Source organism: Rhodopseudomonas sp. BAL398 (assembly GCF_033001325.1).
GTDB lineage: Bacteria > Pseudomonadota > Alphaproteobacteria > Rhizobiales > Xanthobacteraceae > JARJEH01.
This window is the reverse complement of the sequence record NZ_CP133111.1, coordinates 3,176,263-3,200,063: the sequence shown is the minus strand read 5'-3', so window position 1 is coordinate 3,200,063 and position 23,801 is coordinate 3,176,263. Positions and strand designations below refer to the sequence as shown.

The window sequence follows — 23,801 nt, the reverse complement described above, 5'->3', positions numbered from 1 at the left end:
TTTTCGGCGCTGGATCTTGCTGGCGGTAACCTTCTTGCGATGCAGCGGAACGCCGCTTACTGTAGGCCATCCCGTCAGAAAGAGTCGTGTATTCGCCGGCTGAAGACGGTTGCAAGGAGATGATAATGCCGTTTTTGTCCGCTGCGCTCGATCGTGTGAAGCCGTCAGCGACCATCGCGGTCACCGATAAGGCGCGTGAGTTGAAAGCGGCCGGCCGCAATGTCATCGGCCTGGGCTCCGGCGAACCGGATTTCGACACACCGGCCAACATCAAGCTGGCGGCGATCCACGCCATCGAGGCCGGCAAGACCAAATATACCGCGGTCGACGGCATTCCCGAGCTGAAGGCGGCGATCATCGCCAAATTCCAGCGCGAAAACGGCCTGACCTACACGCCGAACCAGATCATCGTCGGCACCGGCGGCAAGCAGGTGCTGTACAACGCGCTGATGGCGACCATCAATCCGGGCGACGAGGTGATCATCCCGGCGCCGTATTGGGTCAGCTATCCCGAAATGGTGGCGCTGGCCGGCGGCGAATCCGTGCCGGTGGTGTGCACCGCCGAGTTCGGCTTCAAGCTGCAGCCGGCGGCGCTGGAAGCGGCGATCACGCCGAAGACCAAATGGATCATCCTGTGTTCGCCGTCGAACCCGACCGGCGCGGCCTATTCGCGCGCCGAATTGAAGGCTTTGACCGACGTGCTGGTGAAGCATCCGGATGTCTGGGTGATGACCGACGACATGTACGAGCACCTGGTCTATGACGACTTCGTGTTCACCACCCCGGCGCAGATCGAACCCAGCCTGTTCGACCGCACGCTGACGGTCAACGGCGTCTCCAAGGCCTATTGCATGACCGGCTGGCGGATCGGCTATGCGGGTGGGCCGGCGAAGCTGATCAAGGCGATGGCGACGATCCAGTCGCAGTCGACCTCGAACCCGTCCTCGATCGCCCAATGGGCGGCAGTCGAAGCGCTGAACGGGCCGCAGGACTTCATTCCGGTTCACAACAAGCAGTTCAAGGAGCGCCGCGACCTCGTGGTGTCGATGCTGAACCAGGCCAAGGGCCTCGATTGCCCGCGGCCCGAGGGCGCGTTCTATGTCTATCCGTCCTGCGCCGGCACCATCGGCAAGACCGCGCCGTCCGGCAAGGTGATCGCCAATGACGAGGACTTCGTCACCGAACTGTTGGAGACCGAAGGCGTCGCGGTGGTGCAGGGCTCGGCCTTCGGGCTGGGGCCGGCATTCCGGATTTCCTACGCCACCAAGAATTCGGATCTGGAAGAGGCGTGCAAAAGGATTCAGCGCTTTTGCGGTAATCTGCGCTAGGGCGGTGGAATAATTCTTTAACAAAGTTATGCGCTGTCGCCGAGCCGTCTTGGAACCGCCTTGTTTTGGACAAGGCGTTTCCCTTCTGTCGCCTCCGTAATCTTAGTCTGAAACTGGAGACCAACTTCAATGCAATTCCCAAGACTTTTCGGCATCGCGGCCGCGACGCTGATCGCTTCGTTCGTGAGCGCCCATGCGCAGGCGCGGCTGCAGGTCGGCACCCTCGAATGCGAGGGCGGCCGCAATGTCGGCTTCGTCGTCGGCTCGCAGACCGAGCTGCAATGCGTGTTTCATAGCGAAGGCCGCCGCGCCGATCCCTATGTCGCCTCGATTCATCGCGTCGGCCTCGACCTCGGCTTCACCGAAAACACCGGCATGGCCTGGGCCGTCTACGCCCCGACCAACCGGATCGGCCGCGGCGATCTCGCCGGCAGCTTCGGCGGCGTCGGCGCCAATGCGTCGGTCGGCGTCGGCTTCGGCGGCAATCTGCTGGTCGGCGGTTCGCAGAACGCCTACTCGCTGCAGCCACTCAGCCTGCAGGGCCAGACCGGCCTGAACGTGACCGCCGGCATCGCCGATCTGCAGTTGCGCCCGGTCGATCTGCGCACGCCGCGCCACTACAAGCATCACAAGCGTCACTATCGTAGCCACCGCGGCCATCGCAGCCATCGCTAAGAGGCGGTTGCGACGACCAAGATGCGAAGGGCTCGCGGTGACGCGGGCCCTTTTCTTTGCGATTTTACCGTCGCTTTGCCATGCGACCTTCGTCGGCTGGTCATTGAAGGTTTGCCGATGCTGTGAGTAAATGTCTCTGCGTGTTGTCGCCGCGCGCCCGTTCGGGGCCGCATTTCAAAATCGGATGATTGCATCGGAGATTTGCCATGCGCCGTTTCTCGCTCCTGTTCGGTATCGTCGCTGTTCTGTTCGCGGGCGCGGCCCAGGCGCAGCAATCCCGCGTTCAACTCGGCGTGTTGGAATGCCGCGGCGGCGCCAATGTCGGCTTCATCGTCGGCTCCGTCACCAATCTGGGTTGCGTGCTGCGCGCCGATGGCCGGCCCGACGAACCTTACGTGGCCACGATCCGCAAGGTCGGGCTTGATCTTGGCATCACCCAGGACACCTCGCTGGGTTGGGCGGTGTTCGCGCCGGTCAATTGGTACGGCCCGGGCAATCTGGCCGGCAATTATGCCGGCGCCCAGGGCTCGGCATCGGTCGGCGTCGGCCTCGGTGCCAATGTGCTGGTCGGCGGCTCGGCCAATTCGGTGGCGCTGCAGCCGCTCAGCCTGCAAGGCTCGACCGGCCTCAATGTCGCGGTCGGCCTGCAGGAATTGGAGCTGCGCCCGGGGCGTTAATAAATCTTAATACCAGCACTTGCCTGAATCCGGCTCCCGCGCGGCTTGGCATTTCAAGCGGCTTGGTATTTCAAATGTCGTTGATCTCGCGCAACGCGGCTGCCTGCGAACTAATCATTTCCCGCTTGCCAAGCGGCGACGCTGCTGAAACCATTGCGTCGCCGACCCAATCAAGGGCCGAGCTCCAACCAAGGAGGCGGCGATGGGACACGATGTCATAAGTCCCCGCGGTCCACGGTGCATCGCACTGGTGGGCCCTTTCCAGAGCGGAAAAACCACACTTCTCGAAGCCATCCTGGCGCGAACCGGCGCCATCCCCCGGGCCGGTTCGGTCGATGCCGGCACCTCGTTCGGCGATTCCAGCCCCGAAGCCCGCCATCACAAGATGGGGCTCAGCCTCACCGCCGCAACCACCAGTTTCATGGGTGACAGCTTCACCTTCATTGATTGTCCCGGCTCGGTCGAATTCGCCCATGACATGCGCGCGGCGCTGCCGGCGGTCGACGCCGCCATCGTGGTGTGCGAAGCCGACGAGCGCAAGCTGCCGCAGCTGCAACTGATCCTGCGCGAACTCGAAGACCTCGGCATTCCCCGCTTTCTGTTCCTCAACAAGATCGATCGCGCCAGCAAGCGGATTCGGGAAGTTCTCGATACGCTGCAGCCGGCATCGCGGATTCCGCTGGTGCTGCGGCAGATTCCGATCTGGAACGGCGATCTGATCGCCGGCTATGTCGATCTGGCGCTGGAGCGCGCCTTCATCTATCGCGAGCACAAGGCCTCCGAAGTGATCTCGCTCGATGGCAGCGACCTCGACCGCGAGAAGGAAGCGCGCTTCACCATGCTGGAGAAGCTCGCCGACCATGACGACGCGCTGATGGAGCAATTGCTCGAGGACGTCGCCCCGCCACGCGACGCGGTGTTCGACGATCTCGCCCGCGAACTACGCGAGGGCCTGATCTGTCCGGTGCTGCTCGGCTCGGCCTTGCGCGAAAACGGCGTGATGCGGTTGCTGAAGGCGCTGCGCCACGAGGCGCCGGATGTCGCCGAGACCGCGGCGCGGCTGGGCATTGCCGCCGGCAAGGACGCGCTGGCCTATGTGATGAAGACCATGCATTTGCAGCATGGCGGCAAGCTGTCGCTGACGCGCGTGCTCAGCGGCCAGCTCGCCGACGGCGATCATGTGCAGGGCTCCGGCGGCGAATCCGGCCGGGTCTCGGGCATCCACGGCGTCGGCAACGGCCACGATACCAAGCTTGCTTCCGCCACGGCCGGCGAGGTGGTGGCGCTCGGCAAGCTCGATGCGATCAAGACCGGCGAGACGATTTCGTCCGGCAAGACCGCGCCGGCGGCACTGGTCGAGATCGTGCCGGCCGCGCCGGTGCTGGCGCTGTCGCTGGCGGCGGCCGACCGCAAGGACGACGTCAAGCTCGGCCAGGCCTTGCAGCGGCTCAACGAGGAGGATCCGTCGCTCAGCATCATCCATGACACCCAAAGCCACGACATGGTGATCTGGGGCCAGGGCGAGATGCATCTGCGTGTGGCGCTGGAGCGGCTGCATGACCGCTTCGGCGTGTCGGTGACGTCGCAGCCGCCGGCGATCGGCTATCGCGAGACCATCCGCAAACCGATCACCCAGCGCGGCCGGCACAAGAAGCAGTCCGGCGGCCATGGTCAATTCGGCGACGTGGTGCTGGAAGTGCGGCCGCTGCCGCGCGGCGAGGGATTTGCCTTCGCCGAGACCGTGGTGGGCGGCGCGGTGCCGCGCAACTATATCGGCGCGGTCGAGGAGGGCGCGATCGATGGCCTGCGCAGCGGGCCGCTCGGCTTCCCGGTGGTCGACGTTCACGTCACCCTGACCGACGGCTCCTATCACAGCGTCGATTCCTCCGATCAGGCGTTCCGCACCGCGGCGCGGATCGGCATCACCGAGGCGCTGCCGCAATGCCAGCCGGTGCTGCTGGAGCCGATCCATGTGGTCGAGATCGTCTGCCCGACCGACGCCACCGCCAAGGTCAACGCCATCCTGTCCGGGCGACGCGGCCAGATCCTCGGCTTCGACACCCGTGACGGCTGGCCCGGCTGGGATCTGGTGCGGGCGACGATGCCGGAAGCCGAGATCGGCGACCTGATCGTCGAGCTGCGCTCGGCCACTGCCGGCGCCGGCAGCTTCACCCGCAGCTTCGACCGCATGGCCGAAGTCTCCGGCCGCGCCGCCGACCAGATCGTGGCGGCGCGCAAAGCCGCGGCGTAGTGTCTGGCTGAAAGGGAGTCATTCCGGGGCGCGAGGCCGCAGGCCGAGCGAACCCGGAATCCCGAGGTGGCACGAGCGCCGGTTTCTTCCCGGCGAGATTCCGGGTTCGCGCGCCGCTGACGCGGCGCCCGCCCCGGAATGACCGGCGTCTGACAAAACCGGCTTCAGTGATGTCTGAAACATCATTGAAGCCGTTTTATATTTGCGCTAGCCCTTTGCCAAACCGGGGTTTTGGCTTGATCACATCGTTTCAGATGCGGGCGGCGCGGGCGTTGCTGGGAATCGACCAGCGGACGCTGGCGAAGCTGTCCGGCGTGTCGGTGCCGACGATCCAGCGCATGGAAGCCAGCGACGGTAATGTTCGCGGCATCGTCGATTCGCTGACCAAAGTGGTCGACGCCCTGAGCCGGGCCGGGGTCGAACTGATCGGCGAGCACGCCCGCAGCGATGATGGCGGCCGCGGCGTCCGGCTGAAGCAGCCGCTGCCGCCAGTTTCGTGAGGATACCGTGCCACAGCAACCGATGCCGACAAACCCCATGGCGGCGATACCCAAGGCGGCAATACCCAAGGCGGCCTGCCTGATCGGCTGGCCGGCGGCGCATTCGCGCTCCCCGATCATCCATCATTACTGGCTGCGCACGCTCGGCATCGCCGGCGGCTACAGCATCGAGTCGGTGCCGCCGGAAGGCTTCGCCGAATTCGTGATGCACCTGTCGCATCACGGCTATCGCGGTGCCAATGTCACCATTCCGCACAAGGAACGCGCGCTGCAGCTGACCGCGCCCGACGCCCGGGCCCGCGCGGTCGGCGCTGCCAACACGTTGTACTACGACGGCGAGGTGCTGCGCTCGACCAACACCGACATCGAGGGCTTTCTCAACAATCTCGACGCCTGCGCGCCGGGCTGGGACGCGACATCGCATGCTGTGGTGCTGGGCGCCGGCGGCTCGTCGCGCGCGGTGGTGTTCGGGCTGCTGGAGCGCGGGCTGACGCGGATCGCGCTGGTCAATCGCAGCATCGAACGGGCGCAGGCGCTGGCGGCGCTGTTCGGCGACCGCGTGGTGCCGATCGGCTGGGATCAGATCGACGCGGCGCTGCCTGGCGCCGGCCTGTTGGTCAACACCACCTCGCTCGGCATGGCCGGCCAGCCCGAGCTCGCCATCGATCTCGGCCTGCTGCCGGCCGATGCGGTGGTGGCCGATCTGGTCTATGTGCCTCTGGAAACGCCGCTGCTTGCGGCCGCCCGGGTGCGCGGGTTGCGCAGCGCCGACGGGCTCGGGATGTTGCTGCACCAGGCGGTGCGCGGCTTTGAGCTATGGTTCGGCGCGCGGCCGCACGTCACCGCCGAATTGCGCGCGCTGGTCGAAGCCGACCTGAAATAGGCGTGATCTGGATCTAGCCATTCCGCTCGCCCGACAGGTCTGTCTCGGAAGGTGCTGCATGTTTGGGATGATTTGGGCCGGCCGCCGCGCGCGCACTGCCGGCTTGCTGATCGCCGCATTGCTGACGCAGGGCGCTGCGGCGCAACAGCCTGCCGCCGGCGATGCCAGGGTGGTCGATCTGCCGAACGCAGGCGCCCAGCGCCTGCTCTATCTCAGCCCGCCGCATCCGCGCGCGACCGTCGTGATGCTGCCGGGCGGCGCCGGCGATATCGGCATCCGGGCCAGCGGCGAGATCGCGCATGGCAACAATTTCCTGGTGCGCACCCGCGCGCTGTGGGTCGCCAAGGGTTTTGCCGTGGTGATCCCGGACGCGCTCGATCACGCCAATCTGCGCGGGCTACGAAGCACGCCGCGCTATGCCGAGCTCGTCGGCGCATTCGTCGGCTTCGCGCATGCACAGGCGCCCGTGCCGGTGTTTCTGATCGGCACCAGCCAGGGCGCGATCGCCGCGATGAATGGCGCCGCGCATCTGCGTCACGGCGAAATCGCCGGCGTCGTGCTGACCGAGTCGGTGTCGCGCCGCGGCGGCAGCCATGAAACGGTTTTCGATGCGCATCCGGATCAAGTCAACGTCCCGGCGCTGGTGGTCGCCAATCGCGACGACCGCTGCAAGGTCGCGCCGCCGCAGGACGCCGAGAAGATCGCCGCCGCGATGATTCATGCGCCGCGGGTCAAGATTCTCAAGGTCACCGGCGGCACGGAGCAATCCGCCAGGGATTGCGGCTCGCTGTCGCCGCACGGTTATTTCGGCATCGAACAGTCCGTCGTCGACGCCATCGCGGCCTGGATGCAGGAGCAGATTTGAGCGCCTCGTCCCGGCCCGATACCGGCCGACGCGCTGGGCCGCCTTGGTCGGACACGAAGAGCCATTGAGCGAGAATGGCATTGGCAGCTGCACCCTTCTAAGGTGTTTTGTCGCTGTCCGACCGAAGGCCGTATCATGGAGAAGCTTCCGCTCGTGCTCGACCTGACGGGCGCCTTCGTCTTCGCGCTAAGCGGGGCGTTGGCGGGGATCAGGCGAAACCTGGATCTGTTCGGGGTTCTGGTGCTGTCCTTCGCGGCGGCGAATGCGGGAGGCATCATTCGGGATGTTCTGATCGGCGCGGTTCCTCCCGCCGCGATCAATGACTGGCGCTATCTCACCGTGTCGCTGTTCGCAGGCGTGATCACCTTCTATTTTTCTCCTCTGATCGTGCGGATGTCGAACCCGGTGCTGCTGTTCGACGCCGCGGGCCTGGCGCTGTTCGCGGTCTCCGGCGCCGCGAAGGCCCTGGCTTACGGGCTCGACCCGGTGATGGCGATCACGCTCGGAATGGTGACCGGGATCGGCGGCGGCGTGGTCCGCGACGTCTTGCTGGCCGAAATTCCAACCGTGCTGCGTGCCGAACTCTACGCCGTCGCGGCACTGGCCGCCGCCGCCATCGTGGTGATCGGGCACGCGCTGCAACTGCCGGTCGCGCCGGTGACGGCGGCGGCGTTGATCGTCTGCTTCTGGCTTCGCGTGATGTCGATCAGGCGCGGCTGGCGCCTGCCGGTGGCGCGGTTCGGCGAGCCGGAGGATACCTAGAGCAATTCCGGTTCTGATAGATCAGAACCGGAGCTCGAGATTCTTGTTTTGACACGTTTTCTTCACGCGGACCGGTATCCACTTCGCTCGAAAACGCTCTAAGCGCCTTTATCATGCGCTCAACCTCGTCATTGCGAGGAGCGCAGCGACGAAGCAATCCAGGGACGCAGCGCATGGAGCCCTGGATTGCTTCGCGGAGCCTGTCATCGGGCCGGCGAAGCCGGACCCGGTGGCTCGCAATCACGAACGGAGACGCATGTGGTCGCGTCAGACCGCCAGCACCTTCTCGTCGATCTCGGCGATCGAATTGACGCCGCACAGGCCCATAGTGGTCGACAGCTCGTTCTTGATGATGTCGATCGCCTTCGCCACCCCCGGTCCGCCGAAGGCGCCGAGGCCGTAGATATAGGCGCGGCCGATCATGCAGGAGCGGGCGCCGAGCGCCAGCGCCCGCATCACGTCCTGGCCGGAGCGGATGCCGCCGTCGAACAGGATCTCGATCTGTGAGCCGACGGTCTGGACGATGTCCGGCAGCACCTCGATCGAGGACGGCGCGCCGTCGAGCTGGCGTCCGCCATGGTTCGACACCACCAGCGCCTCGGCGCCGGCATTGACCGCCAGGCGGGCGTCCTCGACGTCGAGGATGCCCTTGATGATCAGCTTGCCGGGCCAGATCGAGCGGATCCAGTCGATGTCCTTCCAGTTCAGCGATGCATCGAATTGCGACGCCACCCAGGCCGACACCGAGCCGAGATCCTTGGAGCCCGGCAGATGCCCGGCGATATTGCCGAAATTGCGCTGCTTGCCGGCCAGGATGCCCTTCACCCAGTTCGGCTTGGTCATCATGTCGAGCAGGTTCTTCGGCCGGAAGATCTCCGGCGGCACCGACATCCCGTTCTTGATGTCCTGGTGGCGCTGGCCGATCACCTGCAGGTCGACGGTCAGCACCAGCGCGCTGCATTTGGCCGCGATCGCGCGCTCGATCAGCGCCTTGACGAAGCCGCGGTCCTTCATGACGTAGAGCTGAAACCAGAACGGTTTTTCCACATTGGCGGCGACGTCTTCGATCGAGCAGATCGACATCGTCGACAGCGTATAGGGAATGCCCGCAGCCTGCGCGGCGCGGCAGGCGTGGATCTCGCCGTCGCCGAATTGCATGCCGGTGGAGCCGACCGGCGCCAGGATCAGCGGCAGCGCCGATTTCTCGCCGATGATGGTGGTGGAGAGGTCTCGCGCCGAGATGTCGACCAGGATGCGCTGGCGAAATTTCAGCAGTTCGAAATCGGCGCGGTTGGCGCGCAGCGTCTCCTCCGCATAGGAGCCGCGATCGACATAATCGAAGAACATTTTCGGCACCCGCCGCATATGCAGCTGGCGGAGATCTTCGATGCAAGTGACATGTTTCATACGTTTCCGCCCCTGGTGATTGCTGCGCCCGGCGTCCTCTAGCACGCCATGACTGTGAGCAAAAATGGCCGTCTGCAAAATCGTTCCGCCGACCGGGCCGCGGCAGGTTGGCGGCGGCGGGAACAGCCAAAGCTCCGGCGCGTTGGTTGCGCATCACGTCTCAAGGAGCATCCGCATGGCCGACCCGAAAACCGCCGATTCCGCGCCGAAAACCTCCAAAGAGGAGAAGAAGCAGAGCGACGCCGAGCTCAATGAGGCCCTGGAGGAATCGTTTCCGGGCTCCGATCCCGTCAGCATGACACAGCCGGCGCCGTCGAAGCCGGACGGCGACAGCAAGCGCACCGACTAGCGCGGTCATCGCAGCGGCCGCCCCGGTTCTCCGGGGCAGCTGCTTTCGTCGTTGATTCTAAAAGGTTATTTTTGGCCGCCGCGGCCAAATGGGTAATGATTCATCATATTTCTTGAACCCACCTCAACCGAAAACGACGTATAAGACGGTTGATCCATGTGATAGCGGGGCCGGTCGTCGGAGCCGGACGGCTTTAAAAGCCATGGATCGGGGCTGAGGAGACATTATGAGCCGCAAATATTTCGGGACCGATGGCATTCGGGGCCGCGCCAATGGATTGATCACGCCGGAACTGGCATTGAAGGTCGGGCAGGCGGCCGGGCTGGTGTTTCAGCGCGGCGAATATCGCCATCGGGTGGTGATCGGCAAGGACACCCGTTTGTCCGGCTATATGATCGAAACCGCTTTGGTTGCGGGATTCACCTCGGTCGGCATGGACGTGCTGCTGCTCGGCCCGATGCCGACGCCGGCGGTGGCGATGCTGACCAAATCGATGCGCGCCGACCTCGGGGTGATGATCTCGGCCTCGCACAATCTGTTCGAGGACAATGGCATCAAGCTGTTCGGCCCGCTCGGCTTCAAGCTCAGCGACGACGTCGAGAGACAGATCGAGCAACTGCTCGACGAATCGCTGGACCGGCGGCTGGCCGATAGCGCCAATCTGGGCCGTGCCCGCCGCATCGACGGCGTTCATGACCGCTATATCGAATTCGCCAAGCGCACGCTGCCGCGCGATCTCAGCCTCGACGGGCTGCGCGTCGTGGTCGATTGCGCCCACGGCGCCGCCTATAAGGTGGTGCCGGAAGCGCTGTGGGAGCTCGGCGCCGACGTGATCTCGATCGGGGTCGAGCCCGACGGTTTCAACATCAACAAGGAATGCGGCTCCACCGCGCCGGAAGCGCTGAGCCGCAAGGTCCGCGAGATGCGCGCCGATATCGGCATCGCGCTCGATGGCGACGCCGACCGGGTTATCCTGGTCGACGAGCGCGGCCATGTGGTCGATGGCGACCAATTGCTGGCGGTGATCGCGCAGAGCTGGAAGGAAGACGGACGGCTGGCCAAGCCCGGCATCATCGCCACCGTGATGTCCAATCTCGGCCTCGAACGCTTCCTCGAAGGCGAGGGCATCGAGATGGTGCGCACGCCGGTCGGCGATCGCTACGTGCTCGAACAGATGCTGGAGCAGGGCTACAATGTCGGCGGCGAGCCGTCCGGGCATATCATCCTGTCCGACTACGCCACCACCGGGGACGGCTTCGTCGCCGCGCTGCAGGTGCTGGCGGTGGTGCAGAAACTGCGCCGTCCGGTCTCGGAGGTCTGCCACCGCTTCGACCCGATGCCGCAGGTCTTGAAGAATGTGCGCTATCGCAGCGGCAAGCCGCTCGACGACGCCGAGGTCAAGTCGGCGATCCACGCCGCGGAAAAGCGGCTCAACGGCCACGGCCGGCTGCTGGTGCGCTCCTCCGGAACCGAGCCGGTGATCCGAGTGATGGGCGAGGGTTCCGACCGCCTCATGGTTGAGGAAGTCGTCGATACCATCGTCGACGCGCTCGGCCACGCAGCAGCGGCGTAGCAGCGGCGTTGATCCGTTCTGGCGGATCGGCCCGGCGCATCGCAGCTATTAGCTATTAGGAGTGGTCGGCAGCGTTCCGACATAGTAGGAGGAGCGTCCTCCTACTTCCTGGGATTGCGTCGTGAACAAGCCTGTTATCGTCACCGAGAACACTGCCGTCGCGCCGATCGCGGCGGTTGATGTTGCACCGCAGGGCGCGGCCGCCAGCAAGGCGGCGGTCGCCGCGGGGCCGGCCTATATCGTGCTCGGCGGCATCAGCTTTTCGCATTTCCTCAACGACACCATGCAGTCGCTGATCCCGTCGGTGTATCCGATCCTGAAAGCGAACTACGCGCTCGATTTCACCCAGATCGGGCTGATCACGCTGACGTTCCAGTTCACCGCCTCGCTGCTGCAGCCGATTGTCGGGCACCTGACCGACAAGAAGGCGCAGCCGTTCTCGCTGGCGCTCGGCATGGGCTTCACCTTTTTCGGCCTGCTGCTGCTCAGCGTCGCGCATCACTACGGCATCATCCTGATCGCCGCGTCGCTGGTCGGCCTCGGCTCGGCGGTGTTCCACCCGGAATCGGCGCGGATCGCCCGGCTGGCGTCGGGCGGGCGTCACGGCATGGCGCAATCCGTGTTCCAGGTCGGCGGCAATCTCGGCACCGCGATGGGGCCGGTGCTGGCGGCGCTGATCGTGGTGCCGTTCGGCCAGCCGAGCATCGCCTGGTTCTCCTCGATCGCCTTCGTGGCGATCGTCGTGCTGTGGCGGATCGGGTTGTGGTATCGGCCGCAGATCGCGCGCAAGAAGCCGGCGCCGGGGCCGCGGCATCCTGACGCGCCGAGCTCGCGCCGGGTGATGTTCGCGCTGGTGGTGCTGGTGGTGCTTCTGTTCTCCAAGCAGCTCTATCTGTCGAGCCTGTCGAGCTATTACACCTTCTATCTGATCGGCAAGTTCGGGGTCTCGACCCAGACCGCGCAGCTGTTCCTATTTATCTTCCTCGGCGCCGCCGCGGCCGGGGTGTTCTTCGGCGGGCCGCTCGGCGACCGCTTCGGCCGCCGCTATGTGATCTGGTTCTCGATCCTCGGCACGCTGCCGTTCACGCTGGCGCTGCCCCATGTCGGGCTCGCCGCCAGCGCGGTGCTGACGGTGTTCATCGGCTTCATCCTGGCGTCGGCGACGCCGGCGATCATCGTGTTCGCGCAGGAACTGATGCCGCATCGCTTCGGCATGATCTCGGGGGTGTTCTTCGGCTTCGCCTTCGGCATCGGTGGCATCGGCGCCGCCGTGCTCGGGCGGGTCGCCGACCATTCGGGCATCGATTTCGTCTATCAGATCTGCGCCTTCCTGCCGGCGATCGGACTCCTGGCGGTGTTCCTGCCGAAAATGCCGCGACACGCGCGCTGAACCACCCGGTAACTGATCGTTAGTAATTGTGGCGGCGCCGATTGTGGCGCTGCACATGGCGTTTTCTGACCGCCAAATCTCTCACCAAATATCAACCTTAAAAATTAGGGTTAAGTGCCGCTTAAGAATTGTCTGGCATCGTTTGTCCATGAGTTTTCGGTGTGGGGCCTCCGTAGTCGCCCTCTTGGATAAGGACGAAGCCAATGCGTAGCGTGAAATTTCTGATGGCCGCCGGAGCGGCTTCGATGATGTCCACCGTGGCGCTCGCCGCCGATATGCCCTCGATCGCGCCGCCGCCGCAGATGATGTATGCGCCGCCGCCGGCCGAGGATTTTGGCGGTTGGTATCTGCGCGGCGATATCGGAATGACCAACCAGAACGTCAAGTTCGAAGATACCAATCCACTGCGGTCGGCGTCGCAGGACAAGGGCTTCGACGTCTCCAGCGCGACCTTGTTCGGGCTCGGTGTCGGCTACCAATTCAACAGTTGGTTCCGGGCTGACGTCACCGGCCAGTATCGCGGCAACGCGGCAATCCACGGTTCGACCGTGGTCGATTACGGCGTCGGCGGGACTTCCGCCGACAGTTATTCCGGCAACAAGCAGGAATACCTCATCCTCGCCAACGGCTATGTCGATCTCGGTACGTGGTGGTGCGTTACGCCGTTCGTTGGCGCCGGCGTCGGCGTCGCCAATGTCAACCTCAAAGGCTTCCGCGACGACGGCTTCAACCAGTATGCGGGCCCGTCTTACACTCATTCGGCCACATATTTCGACAACGTCTCGAAGTGGAACTTCGCCTGGGCCGCGCATGCCGGTCTCGCCTACAAGGTCACTCCGAACGTCACGCTTGAGCTGGCCTACAGCTACGTCGATATGGGTTCGGTTTCGACGGCCGGCTACAGCCAGTTCGACGGTACTCGTGGCTCGAGCTCGTTTTACAAGATCAAAGACATCACCTCGCACGACGTGAAGCTCGGCGTGCGCTGGAATCTCGACAGCCCGGCGCCGGCGGTCTACGCGCCGCCGCTGATGCGCAAGGGCTGATCGCCAGCCACGAGGCTTTAACGATTATTAACGGCGCGGGAGCTTCCCGCGCCGTTTTCGCTTGTGCGAAGCGAATTGAGTTGCGGACTTCTTGAAGGATCACGCAAATGACCTGCTCGCCACAACGATTGATTAAGGTTAACAGGCAATAATCGCGACGTACCGGATGTGTGGAGGAGCGTTGCGATGCGTAGATTTTTGTTGGCGACGGCGCTGGTAGCAGTCGCACAGGGCGCCGTGGCGGCCGATATGCCCTTCCTGCGCGGTTCGATGTTCGACGGTCCGGCGGTGGTGCCGGACTGGCAGGGCTTCTATGTCGGCGGGCAGGTCGGTTATGGCTCCGCCGACATGAATTTTTCCGGATCTAATGATGCGCTGATCGGGCAGGCGCTCGGTCCCAACAATATTCTTCAGGGCACCGTAACATCGGTCTCGCAAGCGAGCAGCAAGGTCAATTTGCATCAGGCGACGTTTGGGGGATTCGCCGGCTATAACGGCCAGTGGGATGATACGGTTCTGGGTGTCGAAGCCAACTACATGCATGGCAATTTCAACGGCACGTCCACGGTTGCGCCTGTTCCGCTGACCTATGTGACGCCATTGGCCGATGGTCTTTATCACAACGTCGGACTGATCTCGTCGCGATCGGTGTCGATTACCGACATCGGCACCGTTCGGGCGAGGGCCGGCTACGCGATCGGCAGTTTCCTTCCATATCTGTTCGCTGGCGTCGCGCTGGGGCGCGCGGAGCTTTCCAGCAATGTGCTGATCTCCGACAGGTCGGACGCGACGTTAGCTGGCGCCGCAAACGGTCCTCGGACGATTTACACCGCGACCGATTCGATCGGCGGCAAGATGCTGTATGGTTACGCGGCTGGGCTCGGCACCGAGGTGATGCTGTTCGGCAATCTGTTCGCGCGAGCGGAGTGGGAGTATCTTCGCTTCGTCAATGCCGGCGCCGACGTCAATATCAACACCGTGCGCGGCGGTCTCGGCTACAAGTTCTAGCGCGCGCCGTCGGCGCGGCTTGACAGCCCCGCCATCGGCTGCTGCTCTATCGCCGGTGCAAGGTGGCGGCGATGCAGATTTACGGCGATCTCAATTCGGGCAATTGCCTCAAGGTGAAGTGGGTCTGCGACCGGCTCGGCCTGCGCTATGACTGGATCGCGATCGACACCATGAAGGGCGAGAGCCGCACCCCGGCCTTCCTGAAGCTGAACGGCGCCGGCCAGGTGCCGGTGGTGGCGTTCGACGATGGCCGGGCGCTGGCGCAGTCCAACGCCATCATCCGTTATCTCGCGCGTGGCAGCGACCTCATTCCCGCCGATGCCTTCGAAGCCGCCAAGATGGATGAATGGCTGTTCTGGGAGCAATACAGCCACGAGCCCTATATCGCTGTGTGCCGCTATCAGATGCTCTATCTCGGCAAGGATATCTCCGAACTCGATCCGGACAAGCTCAAGCGCGGCTATGCGGCGCTGGCGCGGCTGGAGCAGCAGCTTGCCGCGACGCCATTCCTGGTCGGCGACCGGCTGTCGCTGGCCGATGTCGCGCTGCTGGCCTATAGCCGCGTCGCCCATCAGGGCGGCTTTCATCTCGACGGCTACAAGGCGGTGCGGCGCTGGATCGCCGCGGCCGAGCAGCAGCTCGGCTTGCCCGCGGCAAATTGATTTCCGGGAGTGGACCATGACAACAGCCGTCACCATGCGGCGCGCCCGGCGCGACGATGTCGCTGCGATCGTGGCGATGCTGGCCGACGATCATCTCGGCAGCGGCCGCGAGCGCGTCGAGGATCCGCTGCCGCCATCCTACTACGCGGCCTTCGAGGCGATCGAGCGTGCCGCCCATATCCGGATGATGGTGGCGCAGGACGCCGGCGGCGTGCTCGGCTGCCTGCAATTGTGCATCCTGCCGGGATTGAGTTCGCAAGGCGCCTCGCGCGGCATCATCGAGGATGTCCGCGTCGCCAGCGGGTGCCGCGGCCGCGGCATTGGCGAGCAGATGGTGCGCTGGGCGATCGACGAGGCGCGCGGGCAGGGCTGCAAGCTGCTCGAATTGTTCACCCACCAAAGCCGCGTCGACGCCCAGCGGTTCTACGTCCGCCTTGGATTTGCCCCGAGCCATGTCGGGATGACGATGCGGTTTTGAACCGCCGTGCTTGCCTCATTGCCGGCGATCGCCGCCGGCCGCCTGCGTGATGTCTGGAATTGACCAGACTGCGCCGTGAGCGCGGTGCAGACTCTTTGTGATTCAGTCTCGAAGCTCGGTCTCGCAGCGCGGTGTCGCCTCACACCGCAGATCGGAGGCGCCATGGATCCCGCCGAATCCGGAGCGACATTCGCCCATGGGGCGGCAGCGCTGGATTGCAGCACCTGCGCCGAGATCTTTTTGGGCCGTTGCGCCGCCTGCGAGCGCCGATGCAATCCGGCCGAAGCTGCCGAAGATCCGCTGAAATCGGCGACCCTGCGCGGCTGGATCGCCGGACTCCCAGACAGGGCGGGCGTTGGTCCGGCCCGGCAGAAGTCGCTGGCTCAACTCCTGGAGGACGTGCCGCCCCGCTAACGCAGCGCGTGCGGGATGCCACGGCAGCCGTGGTCACAAAAGCGAGTGGGACGAGCTTGCTCTTGAAAAACGGAACACGATGGTATTTCAGCTGTTAGCCGGCTGTCGTGTTCGATTGAGATTTAGCATGCAAACCAAATTCCATATTTCCGTGCTGGCGGCGGCGACGCTGCTGGGTCCGGTCGAGTTGGCGAATACAAAATCCGCCAGTTCGCCAAACGCGGCGGAGACGGTGATCGCCTTGTCCCCGGCCGCCAGCGGCCGACAGCCGACAGAGGGCTCTTCGTCGGCGCCGCACGATTCCCGCAAGGCTGGCCGGTAGCGATCACGCCGCTCCGCAACCGCGTCCGGTGCGGGCACCTGTTCGGATCGGCGCGGCGCTGGCGGCGCCGTGGCAATGGTCGGGCCGATCACAGCCGAAGGTCTAGTGCTCGATGTCGCGCCGCTGCGGCGAAGTTTCTTGACTTCCAAGGGCATTCCACTATGCACGGCGGCGGGACACCTCCCCCCAACGGGAGGCTAGCTATCTGGAAGGATAGAACATGACGACAAAGCCCGCATCGCGGCCCGCTACGCCTAATTTCTCCTCCGGCCCCTGCGCCAAGCGCCCCGGATGGACCGCCGAAAATCTCAAAGACGCCCCGCTCGGCCGCTCGCATCGCGCCAAAGTTGGCAAAGCCAAGCTCAAACTCGCGATCGATCTGACCCGCGAGGTGCTTGAAGTGCCGGCCGATTACAAGATCGGCATCGTACCGGCGTCGGACACCGGCGCGGTCGAAATGGCGCTGTGGTCGCTGCTCGGCGCCCGCCCGGTCACCACCATCGCCTGGGAATCCTTCGGCGACGGCTGGGTCTCCGACATCACCAAGGAATTGAAGCTCAAGGACGTCACCAAGCTGAAGGCCGGCTATGGCGAGATCCCCGACCTGTCGAAGGTCGATTTCGCCTCCGACGTTGTCTTCACCTGGAACGGCACCACCTCGGGCGTGCGCGTGCCCAACGGCGACTGGATCGCGGCCGACCGCGAAGGCCTGACCATTTGCGACGCCACCTCGGCAGCCTTCGCCCAGAAGCTCGATTGGGCCAAGCTCGACGTCGTCACCTTCTCCTGGCAGAAGGCGCTGGGCGGCGAGGCCGCGCATGGCATGCTGATCCTGTCGCCCCGCGCCGTGGCGCGGCTCGAAAGCTACACCCCGGCCTGGCCGCTGCCGAAGATCTTCCGCCTCACCAAGGGCGGCAAGCTCAATGAGGGCATCTTCCAGGGCGAGACCATCAATACCCCGTCGATGCTCTGCGTCGAGGACTATCTCGATGCGCTGAACTGGGCGAAATCGGTCGGCGGTCTCAACGCGCTGATCGCGCGCGCCGACGCCAACACCAAGGTTCTGGCCGACTGGCAGGCGAAGACCCCATGGGTCGCCTTCCTCGCCAAGGATCCGGCGATCCGCTCCAACACCTCGGTCTGCATGACCGTGGTTGATCCGGCGATCACCGCGCTCGCAGCCGACGTCCAGGCCGACTTCGCCAAGAAGCTGGTGGCGGCGGTCGAGAAGGAAGGCGCCGGCTACGACATCGGCGCCTATCGCGACGCGCCCGCCGGTCTGCGCATCTGGTGCGGCGCCACGGTGGAAGCCGCCGACGTCGCCGCGCTGACGCAGTGGCTCGACTGGGCGTTCGAAACCACCAAGGCCGCGCTGCCCAAGGCGGCCTAACTCCGCATCTTCTTCCCCTCTCCCCTTGTGGGAGAGGGTGCCTTCGCGAAGCGAAAGCGGGTGAGGGGGTGATGAGCCGCGTCGTGCCGATACCCCTCACCCGTCGCGGACTTCGTCCGCGCCACCCTCTCCCACAAGGGGAGAGGGAATGAGCGCATTCCCTTTTCATTTCAGGAACACCCCCATGACCGCTCCCAGAGTCCTCATCTCCGACGCTTTGTCCCCCGCCGCCGTGCAGATCTTCAAGGATCGCGGCATCGACGTCGACTTCCAGCCCGCGCTCGGCAAGGACAAAGAGAAACTCGCCGAGATCATCGGCAATTATGACGGGCTGGCGATCCGCTCCGCCACCAAGGCGACAGCCAAGATTCTCGAAAAGGCCACCAAGCTCAAGGTGATCGGCCGCGCCGGCATCGGCGTCGACAATGTGGAAATCCCCGCGGCGACCGCCAAGGGCATCATCGTGATGAACACGCCGTTCGGCAATTCGATCACCACCGCCGAACACGCGATCACCTTGATGTTGTCGCTGGCGCGCGAAATTCCGGCGGCCGATGCCTCGACCCAGGCCGGCAAGTGGGAGAAGAACCGCTTCATGGGCGTCGAGATCACCGCCAAGACGCTCGGCGTGATCGGCTGCGGCAATATCGGCGCGATCGTCGCCGACCGCGCGCTCGGCCTGAAGATGAAGGTGGTTGCCTTCGATCCGTTCCTGTCGCCGGAGCGCGCCAAGGACATCGGCGTCGAGAAGGTCGAGCTGGACGAGCTGTTCAAGCGCGCCGATTTCATCACCCTGCATACGCCGCTGACCGACAAGACCAAGAACATCATCGACGCGGCGGCGATCGCCAAGATGAAGAAGGGCGTGCGCATCATCAACTGCGCGCGCGGCGGTCTGGTCGACGAGCAGGCGCTGGTCGATGCGTTGAATGCCAAGCAGGTCGCGGGCGCCGCCTTCGACGTGTTCGTCGAGGAGCCGGCTACCAAGAACGTGCTGTTCGGCCACCCCAATGTGATCTGCACCCCGCATCTGGGCGCCTCCACCGCCGAGGCCCAGGAAAACGTCGCGCTGCAGGTCGCCGAGCAGATGTCGGACTATCTGCTGACCGGCGCGATCTCCAACGCGGTGAATTTTCCGTCGATCACCGCCGAAGAGGCGCCGAAGCTGAAGCCCTACATCGAACTGGCCGAAAAGCTCGGCTCGTTCGCCGGCCAGCTCACCGAGTCCGGCATCACCAAGGTCACGATCACCTATGAGGGCAATGTCGCCGAGATGAAGATCAAGGCGCTGACCTCGGCGGTGCTGACCGGCCTGTTGCGGCCGATGCTGGGCGATATCAACGTGGTGTCGGCGCCGGTGATCGCCAAGGAGCGCGGCATGGTGGTTGACGAAGTCGTCCGCGCCGCGCAAAGCGATTACGACAGCCTGATCACGCTGACGGTCACCACCGAGCGGCAGGAGCGCTCGGTGTCGGGCACGGTCTATGCCGACGGTCGGCCGCGGCTGGTCGATATCAAGGGCATCCGGGTTGACGCCGAATTCGGCAAGTCGATGATCTATGTCACCAACGAGGACAAGCCGGGCTTCATCGGCCGCTTCGCCGGCCTGTTGGGCGACGCCAAGATCAACATCGCGACCTTCAATCTGGGCCGTCACGCCCAGGGCCAGGACGCCATCGCGCTGGTCGAGGTCGACGGCGCGGTGCCGGCGGAGGTGCTGGCCAAGGTGCAGGCGCTGCCGCAGGTCAAGCAGGCCAAAGCGCTGGTGTTCTGAGCGTTCGTCAAAACGCTGGTCATTCCGGGTTGCCTCGCAGCTGACGCCGTTGGTTTCCCGGAATGACGCTCGACGCCGCAACACGTCAACAAATCACGCTCACGACAGAATCCCTCCCCGTGCGGGGAGGGATTTTTCGTTGCGGCGGCCGATCCGGTGGAGCTTTGTCCTGGTGTTGTTACGTGGGCTGTTCGTAAGGAACTGAAGAGGATCTCGGTCGAATAGTGGCGCCGCAGCGATGTCGCCATCTGGCGCGCCATGATCCCGGAGAATCCTCGTGAAGCTGAACAATTTGAAGATCACCCCGAAGCTAGCCGTCCTGGTAGGGGTGACGTTGTTCGGACTTTGCGCCACCGGCGTCCTGGCCGGGTATCTGGTCAAGCGGGAAATGCTCAACGCGCGCATCGATCAGACCAAGGCGATCGTCGATATGGCGCGCAATCTGGCGGCCGACCTGCAGAAGGACGTCGCCGCCGGCAAGCTCACCAAGGAAGCCGCGATCGCCGAGTTCGGTCGGGTCGGCAATGCGATGCGCTACAATGACGGCGCCGGCTATCTGTTCGGCTCGACCATGGATGGCGTCACGATCCTGTCCCCGAACCCGGCGCAGCTCGGCCAGCAACGCCTCGACTCGCAAACCAATGGTCGGTTTCTGACCAAGGAATGGATCGCCGGCGTCTCCGCCAAGGGCGAGGAGATGCTGACCTATGAATATATGAAGCCGGGCGAGAAGACGCCGATCAAGAAATTCGGCGTTGCGGCGGCGATCCCGGCCTGGAATATGTATGTCGGGACCGGCGGCTATCTCGAGGATCTCAACGCCAAGCTGGTTCCGATCATGGTCTCGCTCGGCCTTGCGGTTCTGGCGATCGGCGGCATTGCCGGCCTGATCGCCTGGACGATCGGCCGCAGCATCAGCCGCCCGCTCGGCCAGCTCGGCACCCGGATGAAGGCGCTGGCCGATGGCGCGCTGGATGGTGAGATCCCCGGCCTCGACCGCGGCGACGAAATTGGCGCGATGGCGTCCACCGTTCAGGTGTTCAAGGACAATGCGCTGCGCATCCGCGAGCTCGACCAGGCCGAAGCCGCGACGCAACAGCGCGCCGGTGCCGAGCGCCGCGCCGCGATGGAGAGCATCGCCGACGATTTCGAGCGCAGCGTCAACGGCATCGTCCGTTCGGTCGCGGCGGCGGCGGCCGGCATGCAGACCACCGCGCAATCGATGACCGAGACCGCGAGCGACGCCTCGTCGCGCGCCGCGACCGTCGGTGCGGCGTCCGAACGCTCCTCGACCAATGTCGGCACCGTGGCCTCGGCCGCCGAAGAGCTGTCGGCCTCCGTGGCCGAGGTGCTGCGCCAGGTGTCGCAGTCGAGCGCCATCGCCAGCAAGGCGGTGGGCGATGCCGAACGCACCAATGCGACGGTGCAGCTGCTCTCCAGCGGCGCGGAAAAGATCGGCGAAGTGGTGCAACTGATCCACTCGATCGCCACCCAGACCAATCTGCTCGCCCTCAACGCCACCATCGAGGCGGCGCGCGCCGGCGAATCCGGCCGCGGCTTTGCGGTCGTGGCGTCCGAGGTGAAGGCGCTGGCGAGCCAGACCGCCAAAGCGACCGAGGAAATCTCCGCCCAGGTCTCCGCCATGCAGGCCTCGACCAGCGAAGCGGTGCAGTCGATCAGCGCCATCACCGGCACCATCGCCGAGATGAGCCACATCACCACCAGCATCTCCAGCGCGGTCGAACAGCAGGGCACCGCGACCCGGGAAATCGCCAGCAGCATCCAGTCGGTGGCGGCCGGCTCGAGCGAGGTCAGCGATCATATCGGCGGCGTCAGCGTCGCCGCCGAGGCCACCGGCGCCGCCGCCTCGCAGGTGCTGGACAATGCCCGCGAGCTCGACAATCAGTCCAGCATGCTGCGCAGCGCCGTCGACGACTTCCTCAGCAAGGTGAGGGCCGCCTGAGCAATTCCCGGCATTGAGGTATGTAGGTACATGCCAACATTGATGTGACGATAGGCCAGGAAAGCGGCGCCCCGCTTTCCTACCCAACCGGTTGCTTTCGTGGTCAAAATTGACCGCAAAAGTAAACAGTCTAGAAGGTTCTGCGGCTATCGTGCCGGCGTCCGCCAGTTGCGGTCGTCGGAGACATCACCGTGAAGTTCAGCAATTTAAAGATCACACCGAAGCTTGGCATCCTGGTTGGCGTTACGCTGGTTGGCCTATGCGCCGCCGGCTTGCTCGCCGGGTCGATGATGCAGCGGGAAATGCTGAACGCGCGGATCGAGCAGACCAAGACGATCGTCGAAGTCGCGCGCAACATGGCGATCGGGCTGCAAAAGCAGGTCGATGCCGGGCAGCTTGACAAGGCCACCGCGGTGGCCGAATTCGCCAAGCGCGCCAATTCCATGACGTTCGACAACGGCGCCGGCTATTTGTTCGCCTACACGATGGACGGGATCACCATCGCCCATTCCGATCCCAAGGCGATCGGCACCAATCGGCTCGACGTCCAGACCAACGGCCGGGCGCTATCACGCGAGCTACGCGACGGCGTCGCCGCCAACGGCGAGGTCTTGCTGAGCTACGAATTCATGAAACCGGGTGAGAAGAAGCCGATCCGCAAGCTTGGCTATGCCATGGCGATTCCCGGCTGGAACATGTTCGTCGGCACCGGGGCTTATCTCGACGACCTCGACGCCAAGCTCAAGCCGATCATGATCGCGCTCGGCCTTGCGATTTTCGCCATCGCGGTGTTCGCCGGTGTCGTCGCCATCATGATCGCGCGCAGCATCACCATTCCGCTCGGCCGGCTCGGCGCCCGGATGCGCGCCTTGGCGGACGGCAAGCTGGAAGAGGACATTCCAGGCATCGAGCGCGGCGACGAGGTTGGCGAAATGGCCGCCACCGTCCAGGTGTTCAAGGACAACGCGATCCGGATTCGGGGTCTCGAACAGGTCGAGGCCGAGACCCAGGCCCGCGCCGCCGCCGAGCGGCACGCGATGATGGAAGGGATCGCCAGGGATTTCGAAAATAGCGTCAATAGCGTGGTGCGCTCGGTCGCGGCCGCGACGGCGAACATGCAGACCACCGCGCAGTCGATGACCGCGACCGCGAGCGACGCCAGTTCGCGCGCCGCCTATGTCGGCGCGGCGTCGGAAACCGCATCGGCCACCGTCGGCATGGTCGCGGCCGCCGCCGAGGAATTGTCGGGCTCGGTGAGCGAGATCTCCCGCCAGGTGACGCAGTCTCGGGAAATCGCCGGCCGCGCGGTCGGCGACGCCGAGCGGACCAATGCCACGGTCAAGCAACTCTCCATCGGCGCCGAGAAGATCGGTGAGGTGGTGCAGCTGATCCATTCGATCGCCTCGCAGACCAACCTGTTGGCGCTGAACGCCACCATCGAAGCGGCGCGCGCCGGCGAATCCGGTCGTGGCTTCGCGGTGGTCGCCAACGAGGTGAAGGCGCTGGCGAGCCAGACCGCCAAAGCCACCGAGGAAATCTCCTCCCAGGTCTCGGCGATGCAGGCCTCGACCTCCGACGCGGTGCAATCGATCGGCGGCATCACCACCACCATCGCCCAGATGAGCGAAATCACCCTGGCGATTTCCGGCGCGGTGGAAGAGCAGGGCGCCGCGACCCGCGAAATCGCCCGCAATATCCAGTCGGTGGCGAGCGGCTCCAGCGAGATCAACAGCCACATCGGCGGCGTCAGCGCCGCCGCGACGGCGACCGGCGACGCGGCCTCCCAGGTGCTGTCGAGCGCCCGCGAGCTCGACACCCAGTCCGGCATGCTGCGCGTCGCGGTCGACGACTTCCTCGGCAAGGTGCGGGCGGCGTAGAGCGGTTTCGAGCGATAGGCCGCGCTCCATCGCGAAAGTCATTCCGGGCCTGTGCGTCCGCCGGCAAAGCCGGCCGGCGCCCGGGCCCGGATTCACTTTAAGAGTTTGACTGAAAAAGAAGCTAATAAAATCAAACTTGTTTTCGTCATTGCGAGCCGAGGACGGCGCATCGCGCCGTCCGAACGCGAAGCAATCCAGGGGCGCCAA

22 protein-coding genes are annotated in these 23,801 nt (G+C 64.7%); 20 read left to right on the top strand and 2 right to left on the bottom strand.

The window, feature by feature from the left end; all coding sequences use genetic code 11:
- Positions 1–125 precede the first annotated feature (125 nt).
- From RBJ75_RS15125 to RBJ75_RS15090, 8 genes are all read left to right on the top strand, one after another.
- Positions 126–1,328 (top strand): pyridoxal phosphate-dependent aminotransferase, encoded by a 1,203-nt coding sequence (locus tag RBJ75_RS15125; RefSeq protein WP_276156954.1) that lies wholly within the window; start codon positions 126–128, stop codon positions 1,326–1,328.
- A 129-nt stretch (positions 1,329–1,457) separates the two neighbouring features.
- The gene (locus RBJ75_RS15120) at positions 1,458–2,003 is read left to right on the top strand and encodes a DUF992 domain-containing protein (protein WP_044404121.1); all 546 of its coding nucleotides are present in this window, start codon (positions 1,458–1,460) and stop codon (positions 2,001–2,003) included.
- Positions 2,004–2,209: 206 nt separating this feature from the next.
- Positions 2,210–2,680, top strand: a complete 471-nt coding sequence (locus RBJ75_RS15115) for a DUF992 domain-containing protein (RefSeq protein WP_044404118.1) — start codon at positions 2,210–2,212, stop codon at positions 2,678–2,680.
- A gap of 202 nt (positions 2,681–2,882) precedes the next feature.
- Positions 2,883–4,931, top strand: coding sequence for an elongation factor G (locus RBJ75_RS15110; RefSeq protein ID WP_044404115.1), 2,049 nt, complete (start codon positions 2,883–2,885; stop codon positions 4,929–4,931).
- 236 nt (positions 4,932–5,167) lie between these two features.
- Positions 5,168–5,431: a helix-turn-helix domain-containing protein gene (locus RBJ75_RS15105; RefSeq protein WP_044409103.1), complete on the top strand. Its 264-nt coding sequence runs from the start codon at positions 5,168–5,170 to the stop codon at positions 5,429–5,431.
- 37 nt (positions 5,432–5,468) lie between these two features.
- Positions 5,469–6,314 (top strand): shikimate dehydrogenase, encoded by an 846-nt coding sequence (locus tag RBJ75_RS15100; RefSeq protein WP_044409106.1) that lies wholly within the window; start codon positions 5,469–5,471, stop codon positions 6,312–6,314.
- A 58-nt stretch (positions 6,315–6,372) separates the two neighbouring features.
- The gene (locus RBJ75_RS15095; protein ID WP_201776304.1) at positions 6,373–7,179 is read left to right on the top strand and encodes an alpha/beta hydrolase; all 807 of its coding nucleotides are present in this window, start codon (positions 6,373–6,375) and stop codon (positions 7,177–7,179) included.
- Between the two features lie 135 nt (positions 7,180–7,314).
- Positions 7,315–7,941: a trimeric intracellular cation channel family protein gene (locus RBJ75_RS15090; protein WP_044409109.1), complete on the top strand. Its 627-nt coding sequence runs from the start codon at positions 7,315–7,317 to the stop codon at positions 7,939–7,941.
- Between the two features lie 267 nt (positions 7,942–8,208).
- Here RBJ75_RS15090 and RBJ75_RS15085 read toward each other — a convergent pair whose 3' ends face one another.
- On the bottom strand, positions 8,209–9,348 hold the full coding sequence (locus tag RBJ75_RS15085; protein ID WP_044409112.1) for an alpha-hydroxy acid oxidase: 1,140 nt from the start codon (positions 9,346–9,348) through the stop codon (positions 8,209–8,211).
- 175 nt (positions 9,349–9,523) lie between these two features.
- Between RBJ75_RS15085 and RBJ75_RS15080 the strand changes: the two genes are divergently transcribed.
- The 8 genes from RBJ75_RS15080 to RBJ75_RS15045 all read left to right on the top strand — a co-directional run bounded on the left by RBJ75_RS15080 (position 9,524) and on the right by RBJ75_RS15045 (position 16,268).
- Positions 9,524–9,697: a hypothetical protein gene (locus tag RBJ75_RS15080; protein WP_173427340.1), complete on the top strand. Its 174-nt coding sequence runs from the start codon at positions 9,524–9,526 to the stop codon at positions 9,695–9,697.
- A 226-nt stretch (positions 9,698–9,923) separates the two neighbouring features.
- Positions 9,924–11,270 (top strand): phosphoglucosamine mutase, encoded by a 1,347-nt coding sequence (gene glmM, locus RBJ75_RS15075; RefSeq protein WP_044409118.1) that lies wholly within the window; start codon positions 9,924–9,926, stop codon positions 11,268–11,270.
- A 121-nt stretch (positions 11,271–11,391) separates the two neighbouring features.
- A complete protein-coding gene (locus RBJ75_RS15070) occupies positions 11,392–12,660 on the top strand; it encodes an MFS transporter (RefSeq protein WP_044409121.1) in 1,269 nt (422 codons plus the stop codon).
- Between the two features lie 203 nt (positions 12,661–12,863).
- The gene (locus tag RBJ75_RS15065) at positions 12,864–13,706 is read left to right on the top strand and encodes an outer membrane beta-barrel protein (protein WP_044409124.1); all 843 of its coding nucleotides are present in this window, start codon (positions 12,864–12,866) and stop codon (positions 13,704–13,706) included.
- 186 nt (positions 13,707–13,892) lie between these two features.
- Positions 13,893–14,714 (top strand): outer membrane protein, encoded by an 822-nt coding sequence (locus tag RBJ75_RS15060; protein WP_044409127.1) that lies wholly within the window; start codon positions 13,893–13,895, stop codon positions 14,712–14,714.
- 71 nt (positions 14,715–14,785) lie between these two features.
- Positions 14,786–15,376, top strand: a complete 591-nt coding sequence (locus RBJ75_RS15055; protein WP_044409130.1) for a glutathione S-transferase family protein — start codon at positions 14,786–14,788, stop codon at positions 15,374–15,376.
- A 16-nt stretch (positions 15,377–15,392) separates the two neighbouring features.
- Complete coding sequence (locus RBJ75_RS15050) at positions 15,393–15,854, top strand: GNAT family N-acetyltransferase (protein ID WP_044409133.1); 462 nt, start codon at positions 15,393–15,395, stop codon at positions 15,852–15,854.
- Between the two features lie 162 nt (positions 15,855–16,016).
- On the top strand, positions 16,017–16,268 hold the full coding sequence (locus RBJ75_RS15045) for a hypothetical protein (RefSeq protein ID WP_044409136.1): 252 nt from the start codon (positions 16,017–16,019) through the stop codon (positions 16,266–16,268).
- Between the two features lie 87 nt (positions 16,269–16,355).
- On the opposite strand, the gene RBJ75_RS15040 is transcribed toward RBJ75_RS15045, so the two are convergent.
- A complete protein-coding gene (locus RBJ75_RS15040) occupies positions 16,356–16,739 on the bottom strand; it encodes a hypothetical protein (protein ID WP_201776305.1) in 384 nt (127 codons plus the stop codon).
- A 71-nt stretch (positions 16,740–16,810) separates the two neighbouring features.
- On the opposite strand from RBJ75_RS15040, the gene RBJ75_RS15035 reads away from it, so the two are divergent.
- The 4 genes from RBJ75_RS15035 (at position 16,811) to RBJ75_RS15020 (ending at position 23,594) form a co-directional block, all read left to right on the top strand.
- Positions 16,811–17,980, top strand: a complete 1,170-nt coding sequence (locus RBJ75_RS15035) for a phosphoserine transaminase (RefSeq protein ID WP_044415288.1) — start codon at positions 16,811–16,813, stop codon at positions 17,978–17,980.
- 184 nt (positions 17,981–18,164) lie between these two features.
- Complete coding sequence (serA, locus tag RBJ75_RS15030) at positions 18,165–19,754, top strand: phosphoglycerate dehydrogenase (RefSeq protein WP_276156952.1); 1,590 nt, start codon at positions 18,165–18,167, stop codon at positions 19,752–19,754.
- A gap of 277 nt (positions 19,755–20,031) precedes the next feature.
- A complete protein-coding gene (locus RBJ75_RS15025) occupies positions 20,032–21,717 on the top strand; it encodes a methyl-accepting chemotaxis protein (protein ID WP_044408548.1) in 1,686 nt (561 codons plus the stop codon).
- A 191-nt stretch (positions 21,718–21,908) separates the two neighbouring features.
- On the top strand, positions 21,909–23,594 hold the full coding sequence (locus RBJ75_RS15020; RefSeq protein WP_044408551.1) for a methyl-accepting chemotaxis protein: 1,686 nt from the start codon (positions 21,909–21,911) through the stop codon (positions 23,592–23,594).
- The last annotated feature ends 207 nt before the right edge of the window (positions 23,595–23,801 follow it).